At 74.1% G+C, this 20,513-nt stretch carries 3 protein-coding genes; all 3 read right to left on the reverse strand.

Annotation, left to right across the window (positions count from 1 at the left end; translation table 11 throughout):
* Positions 1 to 5 precede the first annotated feature (5 nt).
* From ACGFMK_RS35530 to ACGFMK_RS35540, 3 genes are read right to left on the reverse strand one after another with little or no spacing between them, the layout of a single operon-like run.
* On the reverse strand, positions 6 to 1,358 hold the full coding sequence (locus tag ACGFMK_RS35530; protein WP_392772832.1) for a serine hydrolase domain-containing protein: 1,353 nt from the start codon (positions 1,356 to 1,358) through the stop codon (positions 6 to 8).
* 56 nt (positions 1,359 to 1,414) lie between these two features.
* Entirely contained in the window at positions 1,415 to 1,615 is a 201-nt protein-coding gene (locus ACGFMK_RS35535; protein ID WP_392772834.1) for an MbtH family protein, read from the reverse strand.
* Positions 1,616 to 1,639: 24 nt separating this feature from the next.
* Positions 1,640 to 19,264 (reverse strand): non-ribosomal peptide synthase/polyketide synthase, encoded by a 17,625-nt coding sequence (locus ACGFMK_RS35540; protein WP_392772837.1) that lies wholly within the window; start codon positions 19,262 to 19,264, stop codon positions 1,640 to 1,642.
* Positions 19,265 to 20,513 lie beyond the last annotated feature (1,249 nt).

Below are 20,513 nucleotides of genomic sequence, written 5' to 3' on the forward strand. Positions count from 1 at the left end.
TCGGGTCAGGACGCCTTGCGGCGCCGGCGGGCGACCCGGCCCCCGGCCTGCATCGCACTGACGGTCCCGGTGGCCGGGTCGGTCAGGAAGCGGCCGCCGACGATCCGGCGGCCGGTGCCGGGCTCGCGCACCGAGAACGCCCCGTTGTCGAGTACCGCCAGCTCCGGGTAGACCTCACCGTCGACGACCAGGACCGCGCCGCCGTCGTCGCGCACGTCGACCTGGTACTCGAGGTCGCCGTTGGTGTAGCTGCCGGACACCTCGGCCGGCGGGCGGGCAGCCCGCTTCCCGTCGCCGGGCAGCTCGTAGTCGCCGACCGGCAGTCCCGCCGCGCGCAACTCCGCGACCAGGTCCACCCACAGCGCCGAGCCGCTGCCCGCGTTGGTGGTGAGCGCGACGACGCGATCGTGCGCGGGATCCACGCGCAGGTGGCAGGAGGTGCCGTCGGCGGTGCCGTCGTGCCCGGTCCAGTCCGCGTCGGCCCCGCGGTAGGTGGCGAGACCCAGGCCCCAGCCGTCGGCCAGGCCGAAGGGTTCGGCCCCCGGTACCGGCCGGCGCGTCAGCTCGAGCAGGTCCGCCGGCAGCGGGCTGTCGCCCCCGCCGTGCATGCGGCCGAACGCGACGAGGTCTTCCGCGCTCAGCGCGAGCGCGCCGGCCGCGGCTTCGACGCCGCTCAGGGTCTGCGCGACCGGCCGGGCGCGCCCGGTGACCGCGTGCACGGCGTGCCCGCTGACGTGGGTGCCCGCCCGGCGCCGGGAACCCGGCTCGACGACGAAGGCCGGGACGATCCCGAGCTCCTCCAGCAGCAACGTGTCCATCGCCTCCCACCAGCTCATGCCGGTGATGGCCTCGACCACGTAGCCGGTGAGCACGTACCCGACGTTGGAGTAGGAGAAGCCCAGCCCGGGCGGCTGGACGAGCCCGGCGTCGCGGCACGCCCGCAGGTACCGGCGGGCCGACCCGGTGTTCTCGGCGGCGCCGAGTGCGGCGGGCAGGCCGCCGGTGTGGCTCAGGACCTGTGCGAGCGTCGGTCTGCCGACCTGGGGGCCGAGGTCGGCGAGGTGGTCCCCGAGCGCGTCACCGGGGTCCAGGTCGCCGTCGGCGACGAGCAGCATCGCCAGCGCGGCGGTGAACGCCTTCGTGATGGAGCCGACCGGGAACTTCGCGGCGGCGGTGACGTCGCCGACGGCGACGGAGCGCGTCCGGCCGCCGTCGTGGACCGCCAGCTGGGCCGCGGGGACCCGGTGCTTGCGGGCCAGGCCCGCGAGCAGCCGCTGCAGGCGGTCTTCCTCGGGCCCGGCCGGACCGTCTTGGGCCGGGACGTGGATGGTCTGGAAGAACGTCGAAGAAGAGGGCACGATCGAGAAGCCTTTCGCGTTGGTGCGGCCCGGGCGGGCCGTGGTCGTGGGCCGGCTCAGCCGTCGGCGGCCATCTGCCGCTGCAGGCTGAGCGGCCGCATGTCGGTCCACACCTCGTCGACGTGGTCCATGCACTCCTGGCGGCCGCCGCGGAAGCCGTCGGCGCGCCAGCCGGCGGGCACCTCGTTCGTCAGCGGCCAGAGGGAGTACTGGCCTTCGTCGTTGACCAGCACCTGGAACTCGATGTCGTCCTGCATTCCGGTTTCCTTTCTCGGGGTCTGTCAGAGGTCTTGGCCGGCGGCGAGCCGTTCGAGGTCCCGCAGGACCCGTTCTTCGACGAGCTCGGCCAGGGCCAGCACGGTGCCGGCGGCGAGCACGTCCTTGGGGGTGAGCTGGACGTCGAAGGCGGACTTGGTCATCGACGTGATCCGCAGGCTGCGCACGGAATCCCCGCCGAGGGCGAAGAAGTTGTCCTCGACGCCGACGCGGTCGAGGCCGAGGGCCTCGGCCCAGATCGCGGCCAGCACCTCTTCGGTTTCGGTTTCCGGGGCCGCGTAGTCCGCGCCCGCTTCCGGCGCGGCGGGCGCGGGCAGCGCCCGCCGGTCGAGCTTTCCGTTGGCGGTGAGGGGAAGGGCGTCGAGCGCGACGAAGGCCGCGGGCACCAGGTGCGCCGGCAGGGTCGCGGCGACGTGCTCCCGCAGCCCGGCCACCGAGCCCGCGACGACGTAGGCGACCAGCCGCTGGTCGATCGCGACGACGGCGGCGTCGCGGACGTCCGGGTGGGTCCGCAGGGCCGCCGCGATCTCGCCGGGCTCGATCCGGAAGCCGCGGATCTTGACCTGGTCGTCGGCGCGGCCGAGGAACTCGAGCGTGCCGCCGGCCCGCCACCGCACCAGGTCGCCGGTGCGGTACATCCGGGTGCCGGGCGCGCCGAAGGGATCGGCGAGGAACCGCGTCGCGGTCAGCCCCGGCCGGTTCAGGTAACCGCGGGCGACGCCGGCCCCGGAGACGTACAGCTCCCCCGGCGCCCCGATCGGCACCGGGCGCAGGGCGGCGTCGAGGACGTGGACGCGGGCGTTGCGGATCGGCCGGCCGATCGGCGGGGTCGGGCCCGGTTCCAGGGGATCGCTCCAGGTGGCGACCACGGTGATCTCGGTGGGGCCGTAGGCGTTGATCATCCGGCGGCCCGGGGCCCAGCGGGTGACGAGGTCGGCGGTGCAGGCGTCGCCGCCGACCACCAGCGTCCGGAACTCCGGCAGCGCCACGTCCGGGACGCTCGCCATCGCCACCGGCGGGATCAGCGCGTGGGTGACGCCCTGATCGCGCAGCACGCCGGCCAGCTGCTCGCCGAGCAACGGCCCGGGCGGCGGCACGACCAGCGCGGCCCCGGCCGGCAGCGCCATGCACAGTTCCAGCACCGAGGCGTCGAAGCTGGGTGAGGAGAACTGCAGCACCCGGTCGCCCGGCCGGACGTCGAAGTGGCCGATCTCGGCGCCGGAGAAGCTCGCCAGGCCGGCGTGGGTGACCACGACGCCCTTCGGGGTGCCGGTCGACCCGGACGTGTAGATCACGTACGCCGGCGCGGTGAGCGGTACGGCCCGGGTGTACGGCTCGGCCGGGGAGCCCGCGTCGTCGAGGGCGGCCAGCTCGGCGGGGGTCAGCACCACGACCGGGGCGGCGTCTTCGAGCATGAACGCGATCCGCTCGGCCGGGTAGTCCGGGTCGATCGGCAGGTAGGCGGCGCCGGTCTTGAGCACGGCCAGCTGCGCGACGACGATCTCCGCCGAGCGCGGCAGGGCGAGCGCGACGATCCGCTCCGGCCCGGCGCCGCGCGCGGCCAGCACCCGCGCCAGCCGGTTGGCGCGCGCGTCCAGCTCGGCGAAGGTCAGGCTTTCGTCGCCGGCGAGCACCGCGACGGCGTCCGGGGTCCGGGCCACCTGCGCCTCGATCAGGTCGGTCAGGGTCACCGGCGCGACGTCGTGGCGGGTGTCGTTGAACGCCACCAGGATCTCGTCGCGTTCGGCCGCGGTCAGGACGTCGAGTGTCCCCAATGGACGGTCCGGCTCGTCGGCCAGTGTGTTCAGCACGTGCTCCAGCTGCCCCGCCAGCCGCTCGATCGTGGTCGCGTCGAACAACGCCGGGTCGTAGCCGAGCCCGAGCGACAGCCGCGGGCCCGGCGAGGCCACGACGCTGAGCGGGTAGCTGGTCGTCTCCCTCGCGTCGAGGTCCCGCAGGCGCACGCCATGACCGGCGACATCGTCGGCGGTCACCGGGTAGTTCTCGAACACGACGATGCTGTCGAACAGGTTCTGCCCGCCTTCGACGCCGCTCCAGCCCTGCACCGCGGTCAGCGGGACGTGCTCGAAGCGACGCGATTCCGCCTGCGTGGCCTGCAGGCCGCGCAACCAGTCCGCGGCCGGGGCCGCGGGATCCACCGCGACCCGCACCGGCAGCGTGTTGATGAAGATGCCGGTGATGTCGTCGACCCCGGCCAGCCCGGCCGGGCGGCCGGACACGGTCGCCCCGAAGCAGACGTCGTCCTCGCCGCTGTAGCGCGACAGCAGCAGCGCCCACGCGCCCTGCACGATCGCGTTGACGGTGAGCCGCTCGCGCCGGGCGAACGCGGCGAGCCGGGCGGTCCGCTCCTCGTCGAGGTCCCGGCCGGCCCACACCGACGAACTCGCTTCGTGAGCGGCGGCCGGAACCCGGTCGTAGGGCAATGGCGTCGGCTCGGTGACGTCGCCCAGTTCGCGGCGCCAGTATTCCTCGGCGCCCGCTTGGCCCTGCGCGCCCAGCCACGTCACGTAGTCGGCGAACGGCCGCCGGTTCGGCAGGGCCGGCACGGCGCCGTCGCGCAGGGCGGCGTACGCGGCGCAGACGTCGGACAGCACCTGGAAGACGCTCCAGCCGTCCAGCAGCACGTGGTGGAACGTCCAGAGGAGCTGGACGGCGTCCCCGGGCAGCCGGGCCAGGGTGACCCGCAGCAGCGGCGCGGCCGCCAGGTCGAACGGCTCGGCGCGGTCACGGGCGAGCAGGTCGCGCAGGGCCTCGCCGGTGCCGAGGTCCCGCCAGTCGAGCTCGGTGACCGGCAGCCGCACGTCGCGGTGCACCACGAGCAGCGGGTCGGCGACGTCCTCCCAGACGACGCGGCCGCGCAGGACCGGCGTCCGGTCGACCACGTGCTGCCAGGCCGCGGCCAGCGCGTGCGGGTCGGCGACGCCGTCGAGGACGGCGGTGACCTGTTCGAAGTAGACACCTTGCGCCTGCTGGGAAAGCCCGTGGAAGACCATGCCGGCCTGCATCGGGGTCAGCGGGTGGATGTCGGCCACGGCGCGGCCGTCGCCGGCGATCCGGTCGACCTGGTCCTGGTCCAGCCCGGCGAGGGGGAAGTCCGACGGCGTCCGGCCGCCCACCCCGGGCCCGGCGCAGTGCGCGACGGCTTCGCCGAGCGCGGCCACCAGGTCGGCGGCCAGCCGCTCGACCGTTTCGGCGGTGTGCACCCCGGGCGAGTAGTACCAGGTCAGCTCCAGGGAGTCGGCCTCCACCCGGCCGACGACGTCGAGCAGGTGCGCGCGGCCGGCGCCGGCGCCGACGGCGGAGTCCAGGCTGCCGGCCGCGCCGTCGAACCGGCCCAGGTAGTTGAAGCCGATCTCGGCGCCGGCCGCGGGCGCGGTGCCGGTCAGGTACCGCAGCGCGCCGTAGCCCACGCCCCGGCGGGGCACCGCGCGCAGCTGCTCCTTCACCGACTTGAGCAGGGCCGCCCAGTCGTCGTCGATCCGCAGCGCGACCGGGTACATCGAGGTGAACCAGCCGACCGTGCGGGACAGGTCGACGTCGTCGAACAGGTCCTCGCGGCCGTGCCCCTCCAGGTCGATCACCACGCGGTCGCGCCCGGTCCAGCGGGTCAGGACCCGGCCCAGCGCGGCCAGCAGCACGTCGTTGACCTGCGTCCGGTAGGCGCCCGGGACGTCCTGCAGCAGGGCCCGGGTCAGCTCGGCGTCGAGGCGCGCGGTGACCGTTTCGGTGGTGCCGTCCGCTGTCTTGCCGTCGACCGGCAGAGCCGGGTCGACCGCCAGAGCCGTGCGCCAGTAGGGCAGTTCGTCGTCGAAGCCGCCGGCTTCGGCCCGGGCGGCGAGCCGGTTGGCCCAGTCGCGGAACGACGTCGTCTTCGGCGGGAGCGGGCGCCGCTCGTAGGCGGTTTCGAGGTCCTCCAGCAGGATCCGCCACGAGACGCCGTCGACGACCAGGTGGTCGACGGTCAGCCGCAGCACGGCCGGTTCGAGCAGTTCGGCGGACAGCAGCGGCCCGGCGGCGACGTCGATGACGGCGCCGAGGAGCTCGGCCGGCTCGGCCGCGGCGTTGATCTGGCCGTCACCGGTGAAGCGCATCCGCAGCGCGTCGTGGTGCTCGACCAGCGCGGCCAGCGCGGTGCGCAGGCGCTCGACGTCGAACGGTTCGGCCCGCTCGACCCGGACGGATTGGGTGAAGTCCGCGGCGGCACCGAAATCTCCGGTGAAGAACCAGTGCTGGATCGGGGTCAGCGCGGCGGGGCCGCTGACCGGGCCCTGCTCGGCCACGGTCACCGCGGCCGTCCCGGCGGCGACGGCCAGCGCCGCGACGGTCTGGTGGGCGAACAGGTCCCGCGGGGTGAGCGCGAGGCCGTGCCGCCGCGCCCGGGACACGACCTGGATGCTCAGGATCGAGTCGCCGCCCAGCTCGAAGAAGTTGTCCTCGATCCCCACGGCGGGCACGCCGAGCACGTCAGCCCACACGTCGGCGAGGATCCGTTCGGTCTCCGTGCGGGGCGGCAGGTAGCCGGCCACCGGCTCGGCGGCCGGTTCCGGCAGCGCCTGCCGGTCGACCTTCCCGTTGCGGCTCAACGGAAGCGCGTCGAGCGTGACGAACGCCGCGGGCACCATGTAGTCGGGTAGATCGCGCTGCAGCCACGCACGCAGGTCGGTCGTCGTGGCGGTGCCGACCAGGTAGGCGACGAGCCGCTTGTCGCGGGTGACGACGACGGCCTCGGCGACGCCGGGGTGCGCGGCCAGCGCGTTTTCGATCTCGCCCAGCTCGATCCGGAAGCCGCGGATCTTGACCTGGTCGTCGGCCCGGCCGACGAACTCCAGCACCCCGCCGGCCGACCAGCGAACGACGTCGCCGGTGCGGTACATCCGCGCCCCCGGCGCGCCGAACGGGCTCGCCACGAACCGTTCCGCGGTGAGCCCGGGCCGGCCGAGGTAGCCGCGCGCGACGCCGGTGCCGGCGACGAACAGCTCCCCCGCCACCCCCGGCGGGACCGGCCGCAGCCCGGTGTCGAGGACGTAGGCGGCCATGTTGTCGAGCGGTCCGCCGATCGGCACCACGTCGGGCACCGGCTCGCCGGGCGGCAGGACGCAGCGGCTGGCGAAGGTCGTCGTCTCGGTGGGGCCGTAGCCGTCGACGACGGTCAGGCCCGGGCACGCGTCGCGCACCTGGCGGACGGCGCTCGCGGGGACGACGTCGCCGCCGGTCCACACCTCACGGACCCCGCGCAGGCACGCGGGATCCTCCTGCGCCAGCAGGCGGAACAGCCCGGCGGTCAGCCACAACGCGCTCACGTGGTGCTCGGCGACGAGCACGCGCAGCACGTCGGGGTCGAGGTCGCCCGGCGGTGCGACGACCACGCGGCCGCCGCCCAGCAGCGGCACCCAGACCTCGTACGTCGAGGCGTCGAACGCCTGCGGCGAGTGCAGCAGCACGCTCCGGTGCGCCTCGCCCGCGAAGGAGCGGTCCGAGGCCAGGCCGACGACGTCGCGGTGGGTCACCGCCACGCCCTTCGGCGTCCCCGTCGACCCGGACGTGTACATCACGTACGCCAGGTTTTCCGGCCGCACCGGCACCTCCGGCGCGGTCGCCGGGCCGTCGAGAGGCTCGCCGACCAGCACCGTCGGTCCACTGTGGACGTCCGAACGGGACCGGTCGGCGACGACCACGGAGACACCCGCCTCGCCCAGCATCAGCCGCATCCGGGCGGCCGGGGCGCGCAGGTCGACCGGCACGTACGCGGCGCCGGCCTTGAGCACCGCGAGCTCGGCGACGACCAGGTCGGCCGACCGCTCCAGCAGCAGCCCGACCCGGTCCTCCACGCCGACGCCGAGCGTGATGAGCCGGTGCGCGAGCCGGTTCGCGCGAGCGTCCAGCTCGGCGTAGGTCAGCGGCCCGAGCGCGGGGGCGTCCGGCGTCCGCCGCACCTGGTCGGCGAACCGGCTCACCACCGTCGCCGGGGCGACCGGGTGCGCCGTGGCGTTGAACGTCCGCAGCACGCTTGCGCGGTCGTCCTCGGTCAGCAGGTCCAGCTCGCCGACCGGCCGCTCGGGCGCGGCGGCGATGCGGTCCAGGACGAGGAGCAGGTGCCCGGCCAGCCACTCGATCGTGGCCGCGTCGAACAGCTCGGGGTCGTGGTCGAACGACACGGCCAGCCGCTCCCCCGGCGTGACGACCACGCTGAGCGGGTAGTTGGTCGGCTGCAGCTCGCCTTCCTCGTGCAGGCCGATCCCGTGCGCGGCGATCGCGCCGGCGTCGAACGGGTAGTTCTCGAACACGAGGATGCTGTCGAACAGCCCGGCCCCCATCCGGGCCAGGGACACGAAGTCGTACCGCCGCGCCCGGGCCTGGGCCGCCTGCAGGTCGCGCAGCCACGCGGTCACGGTCTGTCCGTCGGGGACGGTGACGCGGCTGGGCAGCGTGTTGATGAACAACCCGACCATCGCCTCGACGCCCGGCAGGTCGGCCGGGCGGCCGGAGACGGTGGTGCCGAACACGACGTCGGTTTCGCCGCTGTGCCGCGACAGCACGAGGCCCCACGCACCCTGCACGATGGTGTTGAGGGTCAGCCCGGCGCGCCGGGCCAGCTCCCGCAGCCCGTCGGCCGGCGCCGACACGTGGTGGGACGCAGTGGACCGGGTGCGGTGCACCTCCTTCGGCCGGCGGTCGTAGGGCAGCGGGGTCGGCGTGCGCACCCCGGCCAGCTCGTCGTGCCAGTGCCGTTCGGCCGCCGCGGTGTCCTGCGCGCCGAGCCAGCGCAGGTAGTCGCGGAACGGCGGCCGGGGCCCCGGCGTGGCGGCACCGGCGTAGCGGGCGCAGACCTCGCCGAAGACCTGGGCGGCGCTCCAGCCGTCGAGCAGCACGTGGTGGAACGTCCACAGCATGAGGACGTCCCCGCCGGGCAGCCGGGCCAGCGCCAGCCGCATCAGCGGCGCGGTGGCGAGGTCGAAGCCCCGCTCCCGGTCCGCCTCGAGGAACCGCTCGCGGTCGTCGTGCCCGGTCCAGTCCAGGTGCGTGACCGGCACCGGCGCGGACCGCTCGACGACCTGGACGGGTGCGTCGAGGCCGTCCCAGACGACGCGGCTGCGCAGCACCGGCGTGGCCGCGACGACGTCTTGCCAGGCCTGGGCCAGGCGCTCGGGGTCGGTGACACCGGTCAGCCGCAGCCGGACCTGGTTGAGGTAGGTGCCGGCCGCGCCGTCGACGAGGCTGTGGAACACCATGCCCGACTGCATCGGGGTCAGCGGGTAGATGTCCTCGACTCCGGTGCCGGTCCCGGCGAGGCGGTCCACGGCGGCCTGGTCGAGCCGGGCCAGCGGGAAGTCCGACGGCGTGCGGCCCCCGGCGTCCGGGCGGGCGCAGTGCCCGACGATCCCGGTGAGCGCGGCGAGCAGCGCGTCGGCGAGGCGGCGGACGGTGGCCTCGGTGTGCACCTGGTCCGAGTAGTGCCAAGTGAGTTCGAGCCGGTCGCCGACGACCGCGCCGACGACGTCGAGCAGGTGCCCGCGGGCCTGCTCCGGGTGGGCCGCGCCGTCGAGGCCGCCGCCGTGGTCGAACCGGCCCAGGTAGTTGAAGCTGATCCCGGGTTCGACGCGCGGGGCGGTACCGGTGAGGTGGCGCAGGGCGCCGTAGCCGACGCCCCGGCGGGGCACCGCGCGCAGCTGTTCCTTGGTCTGCTTCAGCGCGTCGCCCCAGTCGCCGCCGGGCACGGCGGGCACGGTGAGCGCGACCGGGAAGATCGAGGTGAACCAGCCGACGGTGCGGGAGAGGTCGATCCCGGGGAACAGGTCTTCGCGCCCGTGCCCTTCGAGGTCGACGAGGACGCGGTCGCGGCCCGTCCAGTCCGCGAGGACCCGGCCGAGCGCGGTCAGCAGGACGTCGTTGACCTGCGTCCGGTACGCGCCCGGCACGTCGTGCAGCACCGCGCGGGTCGCGTCCGCGGGCAGCCGGACGGTCACCGACCGGGCCGAGCCGTAGGTGTTGGCGCCCGTCGCGTCGACCGGGAGCGCCGGATCGGCGTCCGCGGCGGCCCAGTGGGCGAGCTCGTCGTCGAAGCCGCCCGCGGCGGCGTGCTCGGCCAGGGTGCGGGCCCAGTCGCGGAAGGACGTCGTGCGGGCGGGGAGCTCGCCGCCGGCGAGGAGGGTTTCCAGGTCCTCCAGGAGGATCCGCCACGAGACGCCGTCGACCACCAGGTGGTGCGCGGCGAGCGTGAGCGTGGTGCCGTCGAGGTCGGCCCGCAGCAGCGGTCCCCGCTCGAGGTCGATGGTGGCCCCGAGCACGTCCTGGGCGTCGGGCGCGTGGTGCTGGCCGCCGTCGGTGAACCGCAGCCGCAGCGCGTCGTGGTGCAGCTGCAGTTCCCGCAGTGCGCGGCGCAACGCCGCCGGGTCGGGCGCGGGCAGGTCGATCGAGACGGACTGGACGAACTGCTCGGGGTGCACCGGCTCCGGGTCGAGGTACCAGTGCTGGACGGGCGTCAGCGGCGCGTCGCCGGTGACCGGTCCCTCGTCCGCCGTGACCACGGCGGGGGCGGTGTTCGCGGCGAGCGCGAGCGCGAGCGCGGCGACGGTCGGGTGGTCGAACACCTGGCCCGGCATGAGGTCCAGCCCGGCCCGGCGGGCCCGGGAGACGACCTGGATGCTCAGGATGGAGTCGCCGCCGAGTTCGAAGAAGTTGTCGTCGGCGCCGACGCGGTCCACCCGCAGGACCTCGGCCCAGATGCCGGCCAGCAGCCGCTCGGCGTCGGTGCCGGGCTCGCGGTGGGTGCGGTCCGGCGTGCGGTCCGGTGCGGGCAGCGCCCGGCGGTCGACCTTCCCGTTGTCGTTGAGCGGCAACGCTTCCAGCGGGACGTAGAGCGCGGGCACGAGGTAGTCCGGCAGGGACTCGAGCAGGAACTCGCGCAGGTCCGGCGTCCCGGTCGCGACGACGTAGGCGACCAGCCGCTTGACCCCGGCGTCCGCCGCGGCGACGACGACGGCTTCGGCGACGTCGGGGTGCGCGGTGAGTGCGGTCTCGATCTCCCCCAGCTCGATGCGGAAGCCGCGGATCTTGACCTGGTCGTCGGCGCGGCCGGCGAACTCCAGCACTCCGGCGCGGGTCCAGCGGACGAGGTCGCCGGTGCGGTACATCCGGGTCCCCGGCGCGCCGAAGGGGTCGGCCAGGAACCGTTCGGCGGTGAGGCCCGGCTGCCCGAGGTAGCCGCGGGCGAGCCCGGTGCCGGCGAGGTACAGCTCGCCGAGGGCGCCGGGCGGGACCGGGCGCAGGCCGGCGTCGAGGACGTAGGCCGCCATGTTGTCCTGCGGCCGGCCGATCGGCACCACGTCCGGTACCGGCTCGCCCGGCGGCAGCACGAGGTGGCTGGCGAACGTCGTGGTCTCGGTCGGCCCGTAGACGTCCACCACGGCCACGCCGGGGCACGCCGCCAGCACCTGGCGCACCGCGGCGGGGGGAACCACGTCGCCGCCGGTCCACACCTCGCGGACGCCCCGCAGGCAGGCGGGATCCTCCTGCGCCAGCACCCGGAACAACCCCGCCGTCAGGAACAGCGCGCGCACCCCGTGCGCGGCGACCACGCGACGCAGCACCCGGGCGTCGACGTCGCCCGGCGGCGCGACGACCACCCGGCCGCCGCCGAGCAGCGGCACCCACACCTCGTAGGTCGAGGCGTCGAACGCCTGCGGGGAGTGCATCAGCACCGACCGGTGCGCGGGACCGGAGAAGCACCGGTCCCGGGCCAGCCCGACGATATCCCGATGGGTCACCGCCACGCCCTTCGGCGTGCCCGTCGATCCCGACGTGTACATCACGTAGGCCAGGTTTTCCGGGCGCAGCACCACGTCCGGCGCGCTCGCCGGCTCGTCGCCACCGTCGCCGACGCGCACGGTCGGTCCACTGTGGACATCCTGGCGCGGGTCGTCGGTGACGAGCACCCGCACGCCGTCCAGCAGCACGCGCAGCCGTTCCCGCGGGGCCCGGGCGTCCAGCGGCAGGTACGCGCCACCGGCCTTGAGCACCGCGAGCTGGGCGACGACGACGTCCGCCGACCGGCGCAGCAGCAGCGCGACCAGGTCGTCCCGGCCGGTGCCGAGCGCGATCAGGCGGTGGGCAAGCCGGTTGGCGCGGACGTCGAGTTCCGCGTAGGTCAGGGTTTCCCCGCCGGTGACGGCGACCGCGTCGGGGTGGCGCCCGACCTGCTCGGCGAACAGCTCCGGCACGGTCGCGGCCGGGAGGTCGTGCGCGGTGTCGTTCCACCGGACCAGGACGTCGTGCCGCTCGGTGTCGGTGAGCATCCGCAGGTCGGCGACGCGCTTGTCCAGTCCGGCCGCCAGTTCGGTGAGCAAGGTGCGCAGGTGCCCGGCGAACCCGGCGACCGTCTCGGCGTCGAACAGCGCCGGGTCGTAGCCGAAGGCCAGGTCCAGGCGTTCCTCGCCGGGGTAGGCGACGACGCTGAGCGGGTAGTTGGTGGTCTCGACGCCGCGCAGCTCGCGCAGCCCGAGCCCGTCGGTGACCGGGTAGTTCTCGAAGACCAGGAGCGTGTCGAACGGGGTCACCGGCGGCGCGTACTCGAACCGCCGCGCTTCGGCCTGCCGCGCCTGCAGGTCCCGGAGCCAGTCGCCCGCCCGGAGGTGGTCGTGGACGTCGGTGACCAGCGGCAGCGTGGTGATGAACAGGCCGGTGATCTCGGCGGCCCCGGCCAGCTCGGCGGGCCGGCCGGCGACCGTGGTGCCGAAGCAGACCTCGGGGCGCCCGCCGTGGCGGGCCAGCAGCACGGCCCAGGCGCCCTGGACGAGGGTGTTGAGGGTCAGGCCGTGGCGTTGCGCGGCGGCCCGCAGCGGGCCGGCCGGCACGTCGACGCGCAGCGACGCCGTCGACTCGACGGTGTGCCGCTCGGGGGTGCGGTCGGTCCGCAGCCGGACGGGCACGGGCCGGCCGGAAAGCTGGTCACGCCAGTACTTTTCCGCGGCGGAGCGGTCCTGTTCGGACAGCCAGCGGACGTGGTCGCGGAACGGCCGCCGCGCGGGCAGCGGCCGGCCGGCGTGGGCCGCCGCGACGTCGGAGAGCACCTGGAAGAGGCTCCAGCCGTCCAGCAGGAGGTGGTGGAACGTCCAGACGACCCGGACCTCGGTCGCCGAGAGGCGGGCGACGAGCAGCCGCGTCAGCGGTACCGCGGTCAGGTCGAGCCCGGTGGCGCGGTCGGCCGCCAGCACCGCGTCCAGGTCCTCGGGTTCGCCGGTCCAGTCGCGGTGTTCGACGGGGAGGGTGACCTGCCGGTGGACGACCTGCACGGGCTCGTCCACGCCGTCCCAGACGACCCGGCTGCGCAGCACCGGCGTCCGGTCCACGACCTGCTGCCACGCGCGGGCGAGGGCGGCCGGGTCGGGAACACCAGTCAGCACGAACGTGATCTGCTGGAGGTAGGCGGACCGGGTGTCACCGGTGAGCCCGTGGAAGAGCATGCCGGCCTGGGCCGGGGTGAGCGGGTAGACGTCTTCGACGTCGCGGCCGTCCCCGGCGATCGTGTCCACGCCTGCCTGATCGAGGCGGGCCAGCGGGAAGTCCGACGGCGTGCGGCCGCCGGCGGCCGGGTCGGCGCAGTGCGCGGCGATCTCCGCCAGGCCGCGCCCGAGGTCGTCGGCGACCGCGGCGATGGTGGCTTCGCGGTGCAGCCGGTCGGAGTAGAACCAGGTGATCTCCAGGCAACCGTCGGTGACCCGGGCGACGACGTCGATGGCGTGCGCGCGGATCGCGCCGGGACTCTGCGAAAGTTCGAGGTCCCGCTCGAGCCCGCGGTAGAGGTCGCCAGCCACCTCGAAGCGGCCGAGGTAGTTGAAGCTGAGCCGGGGCGTCACCTCGGGGGCGGTGCCGGTCAGGTAGCGCAGGGCGCCGTAGGACAGCCCGCGCGCCGGGATCGCGCGCAGTTGTTCCTTGGTCCGCTTCAGGGCTTCGCCCCAGCCGCCGCCGGGCACGTCGAGCGCGACCGGGAACAGGGAGGTGAACCAGCCGACCGTGCGGGACAGGTCGACGTCGTCGAACAGCTCTTCGCGGCCGTGGCCTTCGAGGTCGAGCAGGACCCGGTCGGTGCCGGCCCACCGGCCCAGGGCACGGCCGAGCGCGGTCAGCAGGACGTCGTTGACCTGGGTCCGGTAGACGCCGGGGACCTCCTGCAGCAGCGCGCGGGTCAGGTCGGCGTCCAGCCGGGTGCTGACGGTCCGGGTGCTCGCCACGGTGTTGACGTCGTCGGTGTCTGCGGTGTCCAGCGGGATCTGCGCGCCGTCGACCACGCGCCAGTGGTCGAGGTGGTCGTCGAAGGAGTGCGCGGCGAGCCGGGCCGACCAGTCCTGGAAGGACGTGGTCCGCGGGCTCAACGCACGCCCGTGGTAGGCGTGGTCGAGGTCTTCGAGGAGGATCCGCCAGGAGACGCCGTCCACGACCAGGTGGTGCACGGCCAGGTGCAGGGTCGTGCCGGTCAGTTCGGCGCGCACCAGCGGGCCGTGCTCGAGGTCGATCGTCGCGCCGAAGACGTCGGCGCCGCCCGGTTCGGCGTGGTGCTGGGTCCAGCCGGTTCCAGTACGGCGGAACCGCAGCCGCAGGGCGTCGTGGTGGCCGGCGACGGTGTTCACCGCGGCACGCAACCGGGCCTCGTCGACGTCGTCGGTGAGCCGGACGCTCAGTTCCTGGGCGAAGTGGTCCGGATCGGCCGGTTCGGCGTCGAGGAACCAGCGCTGGATCGGGGTCGGCGTCACGGCCCCGGTCGCCGCCCGCCGTTCCGCGGCCGGGGCCGGCGTGCCGGCGGCCGCGGCGAGCGCGGCGATCGTCTGGTGCCGGAAGACGTCCCGGGTGGTGATCTTCAGGCCGGCCTTCGCGGCCTCGGACACGAGCCGGATGCTGAGGATCGAGTCCCCGCCCAGCTCGAAGAAGTTGTCCTCGACACCGACCTCGGGCAGTCCGAGCGCTTCGGCCCAGATGCCGGCGAGCAGGCGTTCGGCCGGGGTCCGCGGCGCGACGCGAGTGGTGGTGCCGGCCCAGTCGGGGGCGGGCAGGGCGCGCCGGTCGAGCTTGCCGCTGGGGTTGAGCGGCAGCCGGTCGAGCGGTACGAACGCCGAGGGCACCAGGTGTGCGGGCAGCGACGCGGCGAGGAACTCCCGCAAGCCGGCAGGTGCGGTGGGCACCACGTAGGCGACCAGCCGCTGGTGCCCGCCGTCCTTGCGCGCGACCACGACGGCCTCGGCGACGTCCGGGTGCTGCCGCAGCGCGGTTTCCACCTCGCCGGGCTCGATGCGGAAGCCGCGGATCTTGACCTGGTCGTCGGCACGGCCGAGGTATTCCAGCTCGCCTCGCGCGGTCCAGCGCACGACGTCGCCGGTCCGGTACATCCGGGCGCCCGGCGTGGCGAAGGGGTCGGCGACGAACCGGCCGGCGGTCAGCCCCGGCCGGCCGAGGTACCCGCGGGCCACGCCCGCACCACCCAGGTGCAGCTCCCCCGGCACACCGACGGGCACCTGCCGCAGCCCGGCGTCGAGGACGTAGGCGTGGATCCCGGCGACCGGACGGCCGATCGGCGGCGTGCGGTCGGTGTCGTGGTACCACGCCGTGGCGTACACAGTGGACTCGGTGGGACCGTAGATGTTCGCGATCCGGCTGTCCGGCAGCGCTTTCCGGATGTCGCGCAACGCGTGCAGGGTGAGGGCCTCACCGGCCAGGACCACCGTCGAAGGCCGCACGGAGACCACGCCCTGCGACAACAGCTGCGCGAACGCCGACGGCACGCCGCTCACCAGGCCGACTTTCCGGCCGGCGTCCGCCTGCTCGCCGAGGGCCAGGACGTCCCGGACGACCTCGACGGTGGCGCCCGTCATCAGCGGCGCGAAGATCTCGAACACCGAGACGTCGAAGTTGAGCGACGTCGACGCGACGACGGTCGACCCGGGCCGCAGGACGGCGCCGAAGTCGGCGGCCGCCCACGCCATCAGGTTCGCCGCGCTGCGGTGGGCGACCACGACACCCTTGGGACGCCCGGTCGAGCCGGAGGTGTGGATCACGTAGGCCGGGTTGGCGGGGTCGGGTCCGCCGCCGACCGGCGCCGCCGACCGTCCGGCGAGCAGGCCGGGGTCGTCGAAGGCCACCGAGGCTCCTTCGCCGTCCGCGGTGAGCATCAGGATCGGGGCGGCGTCGTCGAGGATCAGCGCGATCCGGCCGGCCGGGTAGGCCGGGTCGACCGGCAGGTACGCGGCGCCGGACTTGAGGACGCCGAGCAGCGCCACCAGCAGCCGTTCCGTGCGCGGCAGCGAGACGGCGACGAGCCGCTCGGGTCCGGCACCCCGGTCGAGCAGGACCCGGGCCAGCCGGTTGGCCTGGTCGTCGAGCTCCCGGTAGGTCAGCCGCCGGCCGTCGCAGACGACGGCGACCGCGTCCGGCGTCCGGGCCACCTGGGCCTCGAAGAGACGGGGCAGGGTGGGCGCGGGGACCGGGACCGCCGGGCCCCGCGCAAGGTCGTGGAGCCGGGCCAGCTCGGCACCGTCCATCATGGACAGTTCGGCCACCGGCCGGTGCGGGTCGGCGACGACGGCTTCGGCCAGCACCCGCAGGTGCCCGGCGAAACGGTCGATCGTCGCGGCGTCGAACAGGGCGGTGTCGTACTCGATCGCGACACCGCGGCCCTGCGGCTGGAACTCCAGCACGAGGTCGAACCGGGCCCGGGGGCGGGGCAGATCGTGCTCGCCCAGCCGCAGGGCGCCCGCCTCCCGGGTCCGGACGAGGTCCTGCTGGAGCACGAGCAGGACCTGCACCAGCGGCGTGCGGCCCGGGTCACGGGCCGGCCGCAGGTCGTCGACGACCTGGTCGAAGGGCACCTCGCCGGCGGCGAACGCCGCGAGCGCGGTTTCCTTGACCTGGCCGAGAAAAGCGTCGAAGGGCTGGGCCGGGTCGACGGCGGAGCGCAGGACCAGCGTGTTGACGAAGAACCCGGCCAGGCGCTCGAGCTGGTCGTGGTCGCGGCCGGACACCGCGGTGCCGACGGCGATGTCGTCCTGCCCGGTGTAGCGGGCCAGCAGCAGCTGGACCACGGCGGTCAGCGTCGTGAACAGGGTCGCGCCGGTGTCCTGGCCGAGGGCGGCCAGGCCGCGGGCGAGCCCGTCCGGCAGCGGGTAGCGGCGGATGGCGCCGTGCGTCTCGCGGACGGGCGGACGCGGCCGGTCGGTGGGCAGCTCCAGGGGCTCCAGCCCGGCCAGCTGCGCCCGCCAGTACGTCAGCTGCCGCTCGCGCAGCGGGCCGGCCAGGCGTTCGTGGTGCCAGCGGGAGTAGTCGCGGTACCCGATCGGCGCCGGGGCGAGCTCCTCCCCCGCGTACAGCGCGGCGAGCTCGTCGACGAGCAGGCCGACCGACCAGCCGTCGGTGACGATGTGGTGCTGGCACAGGAGAAGCAGGTGCTCGTCGGGGCCGAGGCGGATCAGCGTGGCCCGGGTCAGCGGCCCGGCGCCCAGGTCGAACGGGCGGTCCAGCTCGGCCGCGAGCAGCGCGTCCACGTCGTCGTCCGCGTCGACCTCGCGCAACGGGATCGTGCCGGTCCCGGCGACCACCTGGACGCCCTGACCGTCGACGGTGCGGAAGGTCGTCCGCAGCGCCTCGTGCCGCGTGACCAGGCCGGCCAAGGCGCTGCGCAGAGCTTCGCGATCGAGCGGCCCGGACAAGGTGAGCCCGACGCCGGCGTTGTACTCGGTGCTGCCGGGGTGCTGCTCGTCGAGCAGCCACAACCGGCGCTGCACCGGGGAGATCGGCACGACGTCGTCGTGGGTCGCGCGCTCGATGCGGTCGCTCACCGGCCGGTCGCCCTCGGGCAGCAACGCGGCGAGCTTCGTGATGGTCCGGGCGTCGAACACCACCCGCGGCGACAGGTCCGCACCGAAGCGGGCGCGGATCCGCGCCAGCGCCCGCGCGCCGAGGATCGAGTCCCCGCCGAGTTCGAAGAAGTCCGCGTCGACCCCGATTTCGGGCACGTCGAGCAGGTCGGCCCAGATTCCGGCCAGGATCCGCTCGGTGGCGGTCCGGGGCGGGGTGTGGGTCGCGCGGACCTGGGCCGCCCAGTCGGGCTCCGGGAGCGCGTCCCGGTCGAGCTTGCCGTGCGTGGTCAGCGGCATCCGGTCGAGCGGGACGAAGGCGGCGGGCACCAGGTACGGCGGGAGCTTGTCGGCCACGGCCGCACGCAGGGCGGCCGGCTCGGCGTCCCCGGCGACGTAGGCGACCAGGCGCTTGACGCCGGGCTGGTCTTCGCGGGCGACGACGACCGCTTCCCGGACGTCCGGGCGGCTCAGCAGCAGCGCTTCGATCTCGCCGGGCTCGATGCGGAAGCCCCGGATCTTGACCTGGTGGTCGGTCCGCCCGACGAACTCGAGCTCACCCGAGGCGGTGCGGCGCACGACGTCACCGGTGCGGTACATCCGGGCGCCCGGCGCGCCGAACGGGTCGGCGACGAACCGGCTCGCGGTCAGCCCCGGCCGGTCGAGGTAGCCGCGGGCCAGGCTCGGGCCGGCGAGGTGCAGCTCGCCGGTGGCGGCCGGGCGCAGCGACTCGTCGAGCACGTGGACCGTGGTGTCCGGCAGCGGCCGGCCGATCGGCGGCGTCCCGCCGGGCACGAGCGGATCGCTCCAGGTGGCCACGACGGTCGACTCGGTGGGGCCGTAGGAGTTGATCATCCGGCGGCCGGGCGCCCAGGTCCGGACCAGTTCGGGCGGGCAGGCGTCGCCGCCGACGATCACCGTTCGGAAGTCGGGCAGGCTCGCGGCGTGCGCGGCGGAGAGCGTGGCCAGGGCGACCGGCGGAATCAGGGCGTGCGTGACGCGGTTGCCGGCGAGGACTTCGGCGAGCCGGTCGCCCAGCAGCGGGCCCGCGGGCGGGACGACGAGCGCGGCCCCCGAGGGCAGCGCCATGCCCAGTTCCAGGATCGAGGCGTCGAAGCTGGGTGAGGAGAACTCGAGGACCCGGTCGCCGGGCCGTACGTCGTAGCGGTCCCGCATCGCGGCGAAGAATCCGGCCAGGCCGCGGTGGGTGACGAGCACGCCCTTGGGAACGCCGGTCGAGCCGGAGGTGTAGATCAGGTACGCGGGGTGGCCGACGTGCAGCGGGCGCGTTCGGTCCGGGTCCGTGAGGTCGTGGCCGGATCTGCCGTCGAGCAGCTCGGGCCGGTCGAGGGCGATCGTGGGCGTGGTTCCGATGCCTTCCGGTCCGGCGGCCGACCGGGTCAGGACGAGCACCGGCCGGGCGTCGGCGAGCGTGAAGGCGATCCGCTCGGCGGGGTGGTCCGGGTCGATCGGCAGGAAAGCCGCGCCGGCCTTGGCCGTCGCCAGCTGCGCGACGATCAGGTCGGCCGAGCGCGGCAGCGCGAGCGCAACGATCCGTTCCGGCCCGGCACCGTGCTCGACGAGCACCCGCGCCAGCCTGTTCGCCCGGACGTTCAGGTCCGTGTAGGTCAGCGTCCCGTCCGCGCCGGTCAGGGCGGGTGCGAGCGGCGTGCGGGCGGCTTGTGCCTGGACCAGCTCGGCGAGGTGCGCGGGCGTCGGCCCGCTGACGGACGCCGTCCTGGTCGCGTCGACCGGGACGTCAAAGAGCGGCATTTCCGGAACCTTTCGAGCACGGAGGCATCAGCGCCTGACCAGGCCGGCGCCAGAACTACGAAGGATGGGGTTCACTGGCGATTTCGCCAGGAGGCAGAAGGCTGCGCGGGCCGCTTTCCTGGAGAGCTGCGAACCGCGCCTACCAGCGTCGAGAGTTTTTGCCACCCGGTCAACAAAGCGGCGCGAAGCCTGGCAGCGGTGATCGCGAACACATGCGGTTGATCCTTTCTCACGTCAGCGAACTTTTGGATCTCCTGCTGAATCGGCAGCCGCATCGCGGTGCCGATTGCACGCCGGCCACTGCCGTGCGTTCGCAGCAGCCTTGGCTCCCCGGAAGGAAAGTCGGTCGCCCCAGCGGTCCGTGATCCCCCAACAGCCGGATTCGCCATACGTTACCCAGTCGAGATCGGGCTCGTACCGCCGAATGGAGCATAACCGCAAATCCGGGAAAGGCGCCGGGAAAGCCCGTCACGCAACGGAAAACCCGCCAGGCCGATCGGTTCACCCTTCTGCCATGGATATACCGCCAATGACGGGTTTAGACCACCGACAGCCCCGCCACCTGCAACTATCCGCAACTCGACACCAGTAAAGGACCCGCGTTCCAGCACTTTTCGAAATCACCCGGTTGGCGCGTAACGCCGGAAAGGCAGCGAAAGATCAACAGAAAAGATGAGCAACCGCGGAGCGAATCCGACAAAATGACCAGCCGGACGGCCAACTCTCACACAGCGGGAGGACACCTTGATCAAAGGAATACTCAGGGCCCATCCGGTGAATTTCTGACACGACGGCAGTCGCCTTAACCGGAGGAACGTTCCCCCGGAAGCACGGTGCCGAGCCCTGCGGATCCCGGTACCCGCGATGTCCTCGACCTTGTCCGCGCACGCCGCCAATCCGGCACTGGAGATCGCCGTAGTCCGGCTCCATGTCGTCACGGCGATTTCGTCGAGACCGGCGCCGGTTTCCCGGCTTTCGAGCGACTCTTGACCGACCCGATCACGGCAGTTTGATCGGTGGCAGCCCCGGCTTCACGAAGGTGCGGAAAGCCGTCGAGTCATCGCCGGGCACGGGACGCAGCCGACGGGATCTTCAACTGCAAAACAGCAGTTCAGGCCCGATCCCGCCTACTTGTGCCAGAACTTAGGACACCATTTCCCAAGCCGGCACCTTTCACGGTCAGACAGGGCCTGACCTGCACTTTCAGGCCGGTTGGGCCGACTGAGGTTGATCCGGGCCGGACGTGTGA

The sequence above is a fragment of the Amycolatopsis sp. NPDC049252 genome (assembly GCF_043197175.1).
GTDB lineage: Bacteria > Actinomycetota > Actinomycetes > Mycobacteriales > Pseudonocardiaceae > Amycolatopsis.

Bases quoted from the DNA above. Each gene is read 5' to 3' on its own strand.
- ACGFMK_RS35535 (WP_392772834.1), bottom strand. From the start codon at position 1,615: ATGCAGGACGACATCGAGTTCCAGGTGCTGGTCAACGACGAAGGCCAG.
- ACGFMK_RS35540 (WP_392772837.1), bottom strand. From the start codon at position 19,264: ATGCCGCTCTTTGACGTCCCGGTCGACGCGACCAGGACGGCGTCCGTC.